The organism is uncultured Thiocystis sp. (assembly GCF_903866365.1).
Classification (GTDB): Bacteria; Pseudomonadota; Gammaproteobacteria; order Chromatiales; family Chromatiaceae; genus Chromatium.
This window is the reverse complement of record NZ_CAIPNF010000064.1, coordinates 1-3,142: the sequence shown is the minus strand read 5'-3', so window position 1 is coordinate 3,142 and position 3,142 is coordinate 1. Positions and strand designations below refer to the sequence as shown.

General features: G+C 67.9%; 4 protein-coding genes and 1 pseudogene. 3 read left to right on the top strand and 2 right to left on the bottom strand.

The features are described from left to right. Positions 1-221 precede the first annotated feature (221 nt). The 3 genes from QZY07_RS04345 to QZY07_RS04335 are packed head-to-tail and all read left to right on the top strand — an operon-like array spanning position 222 to position 1,704. Positions 222-548 carry a YebG family protein gene (locus QZY07_RS04345; RefSeq protein WP_295400071.1) on the top strand — a complete coding sequence of 109 codons (327 nt, stop codon included), beginning with the start codon at positions 222-224 and terminating at the stop codon, positions 546-548. Between the two features lie 3 nt (positions 549-551). Beyond that, positions 552-893, top strand: coding sequence for a TM2 domain-containing protein (locus tag QZY07_RS04340; protein ID WP_295400069.1), 342 nt, complete (start codon positions 552-554; stop codon positions 891-893). Then, positions 865-1,704: a nucleotidyltransferase domain-containing protein gene (locus QZY07_RS04335; protein WP_295400067.1), complete on the top strand. Its 840-nt coding sequence runs from the start codon at positions 865-867 to the stop codon at positions 1,702-1,704. Before QZY07_RS04340 ends, QZY07_RS04335 begins: the two co-directional genes overlap by 29 nt. A 32-nt stretch (positions 1,705-1,736) precedes the next feature. Here the strand turns inward: QZY07_RS04335 and QZY07_RS04330 are convergent, their stop codons facing one another. Together QZY07_RS04330 and QZY07_RS04325 are read right to left on the bottom strand one after the other, a co-directional pair. After that, positions 1,737-2,702 carry an ADP-ribosylglycohydrolase family protein gene (locus tag QZY07_RS04330; RefSeq protein WP_295400065.1) on the bottom strand — a complete coding sequence of 322 codons (966 nt, stop codon included), beginning with the start codon at positions 2,700-2,702 and terminating at the stop codon, positions 1,737-1,739. Positions 2,703-2,744: 42 nt separating this feature from the next. Further along, positions 2,745-3,142: pseudogene (locus QZY07_RS04325) on the bottom strand (GNAT family N-acetyltransferase); the annotation flags it as partial.

Below are 3,142 nucleotides of genomic sequence, written 5' to 3'. Positions count from 1 at the left end.
TGCAAGCGCTGCTCACGCCCTGCGATCCCGTGCCGATGATGGCCTATCCGGTGGACCGGCGGGTGAATACGCCGGCTCAGGATGACCCGGCGTTGATCGAACCCTGGTCAGCAGTCGCGCCGAACGACTGAGCACCAGACCATGACTGACGGCCATCGATCCTCGACGCCCGAGGGTGAGACTCGTCGCACAAGACCCATCGGGCGCAGGAGCCCAGCACCATGATCGAGATCGAATACATCGTGAAAGACCGCCGAGGAGTTGAGCGTTTGCGGACTGCCGACAAGAAGGCCGCCGATGCCGATGACCGCATTCTGGAGAACGCCGAGCGTTTGGCGCAGTGGCTCCGTGCCGATCAGGTGTTGCCGAATCTGCCTGAACCGGATCTGGAGAACCTGACGATCTATTTGGCCCGCCACGCCCGCGAGGTCGAGCAGATGTTGAAGGGGAAGCCGGTGGAGCGGGAGCCGAGCACAGAACCGGAGTCGGAACCGGCGCCCGAGAGCCTGCCCGAAAAAGTAGCGCCACTCAAAGCGATGCGGGGATAACGGATGCACCAGCCGGAGGCAGCGACCCACTCGCTCCTGATCGGTTATCTGCTGTGGATCTTTGGGTTCATGGGCGCGCATCGCTTCGACGACGGCAAGCCCCTTTCCGGTACGCTCTGGTTCCTGAAGCTCGGTCTGCTCGGCATCGGCTGGCTGATCGACCTGTTCTTGATTCCGGGGATGCACCGACGGGCGGAGCGACGCTTTACCCCAGGCGTCAAGGACGATGACCTGATCTGGCTGCTGACCGGGGGGTTGTTCCTGATCGGCTTTCTTGACGACGACTGGACGCTCAATGAGCAGATCGAGACGGTCAATGACGAACAATGCGTACTCGCCGCATGAATCGCATCTTCTCGGGTCAGCGGTCATCGATCCCGCCATCCAGGCTGACATCCTCGACCGGCTGACCGCCATCGAGGCCACGCGGGAGGTGCGGATTCTCTATGCCTGCGAATCGGGCAGCCGTGCCTGGGGCTTCGCCTCGCCCGACAGCGACTACGATGTCCGCTTTCTCTATGTGCCTCCGCTGGCGTGGTATCTGCGCGTCCATCCGTCACGCGATGTCATCGAGCAGCCGATCGCGGATGACCTGGACATCAACGGCTGGGAGTTGCGTAAGGCGCTCGCGCTGCTGCACAAGGGCAACGCGACCCTGATCGAGTGGCTCGACTCGCCGATCGTCTACCGCGCCGATCCGGTCTTTCTGGAGGCGCTACGCGCGGCCGCCCGGCGGTTGCACCGGCCCGAGCGGTCGTTTCATCATTACCTGCACATGGCGCGGGGCAATGCCCGCTCCTACCTGGGCGGCGACCGGGTGCGCCTCAAGAAATATCTCTATGTGCTGCGCCCGCTGTTGGCGACGTGCTGGGTCGAACAGGGGCGCGGACCGGCGCCGATGCGTTTCGAGACCCTGGTCGAGACGCTGATCGATGAGCCGGCCTTGCGCGCCGCCATCGATGACCTGTTGCGCTGCAAGCGCGCGGTGGACGAGGCGGCGCACGGTGCGCCCAGCCCAGTCCTCAATGCCTTCATCGCGCGCGAGCTGACGCGCCTGGAGGCGGTGGTGCTGCCCTCCGCGCCGCCCATCGAGATGATGGCGCTGGATCGGCTGCTGTACGAGACGGTCTGTCGCGGGTCCGTGCCGGGGCGTTGAGGGGCGCGCGCCGCCGGCGCCGCGTCCGCGCCTCAAGGCGTCGCGCCTAGCCCCGCCAGTTCGCGCAGCCCATCGGCCAGTTGGCGGATCTCGGCGGCCCGACTCAGCCGGGCGCGCCACGTCGCGGGAATTGCCTCCACTCCATAATAGGCGCCGGCCAGTTGGCCATAAATGGCGCCGGTGGTGTCGGCATCCTCGCCCAGATTGACGGCCTTGAGCGCGCCCGTAGCGAAGCTGTCGCTGGTGTGGAAGGCCCAGAGCGCGGCTTCCAGCGCTTGGACCACATAGCCGGTGCCCCGGATGGCGGGCGGATGACGGACCTTGAAGGAACCGGCGGCGATGGCCGCGATCGCGGGCGCCAGGGGGGCCGCGTTCCAATCGACGCCCGCCGGCGCGAACGCGGGGGCCAGCAACGTCTCCTTGGGGACGCCCTGCACGGCGCCGACGAGGAGGCCGGCATAATAGCGACAGGCATCCACCGCCTCGGGCGCGCCATGGGTGGTGCGCGACATCTGGCCCGCGTGGGCCACCGCCGCCGGCGGATCCTGGGCGAAGGCCAACGGCACCGGGACCAGGCGCATCAGCGCGCCATTGCCGGCGCTGTGCGGATCGGTGGAGCCGGCCAGGGGATCGCCCGTTTGCGCGAAGCGGTTCAGCGCGCTCGCCACCGTGGCGCCGATGTCGAAGCAACGCCCGGTGCTGCTCCAGCGGCCCGTGTCGCGCCAGCGCAGATACCGGCGCATCTGGTCGGCGGCATCGAAACCCTGACAGACGATCAGGCTCTCGGCCAGACAGAGCGCCATGGACGTGTCGTCGGTCCACTGGCCCGGCGCGAGCCGGAAGGGACCGCCGCCGACCAGATCGGTGAGCGGTGCGAAGGAGCCGGGGCGGGTGAATTCGAGCGTGGTGCCGAGCGCATCGCCGGCGGCCAGGCCCAGCAGGGCGCCGCGATAGCGGGCGCGGGGCGTGGGGGACTTTGGAGTGGTATCAAGTTCCATCAAGGTCGGTTCCAGCCGAAGCGATGACGTGGCGGAGGCGGATCAACCCAACTCGAAGCTGGTGATGCCATAGGTCCGCGCCGTCGCCAGCGCGGGGGCGGGACCGGCGTACATGCGGGCCGTCTCGAACGTGGGCCGCAGGCCGTGGCGCTCGGCGAGGGCGAGGGCGGCGGGATTGGAGGCGGGCGTGTCGAGGAACACCGGGTCGCTGGCGGGAAGGCCAGCGCACAGCGCACCAAAAAGGGTATCGGCCGCGTCCGGTGTATCCGCGAAGAGCGGGCCGATCTTGTAGCCATTGCGGCAGGCACGCCGCACGCCATAGCCGAGGAGACGGTCGCCGTGCAGCAGGCCGAGCGCCAGGGTCTGGGGTTGCGCGATCCAGCGTTGCAGGAAGGCGTGACGCTCGGTCGGGAAGAAGGCGCGGTCATAGGCGGCCAGCG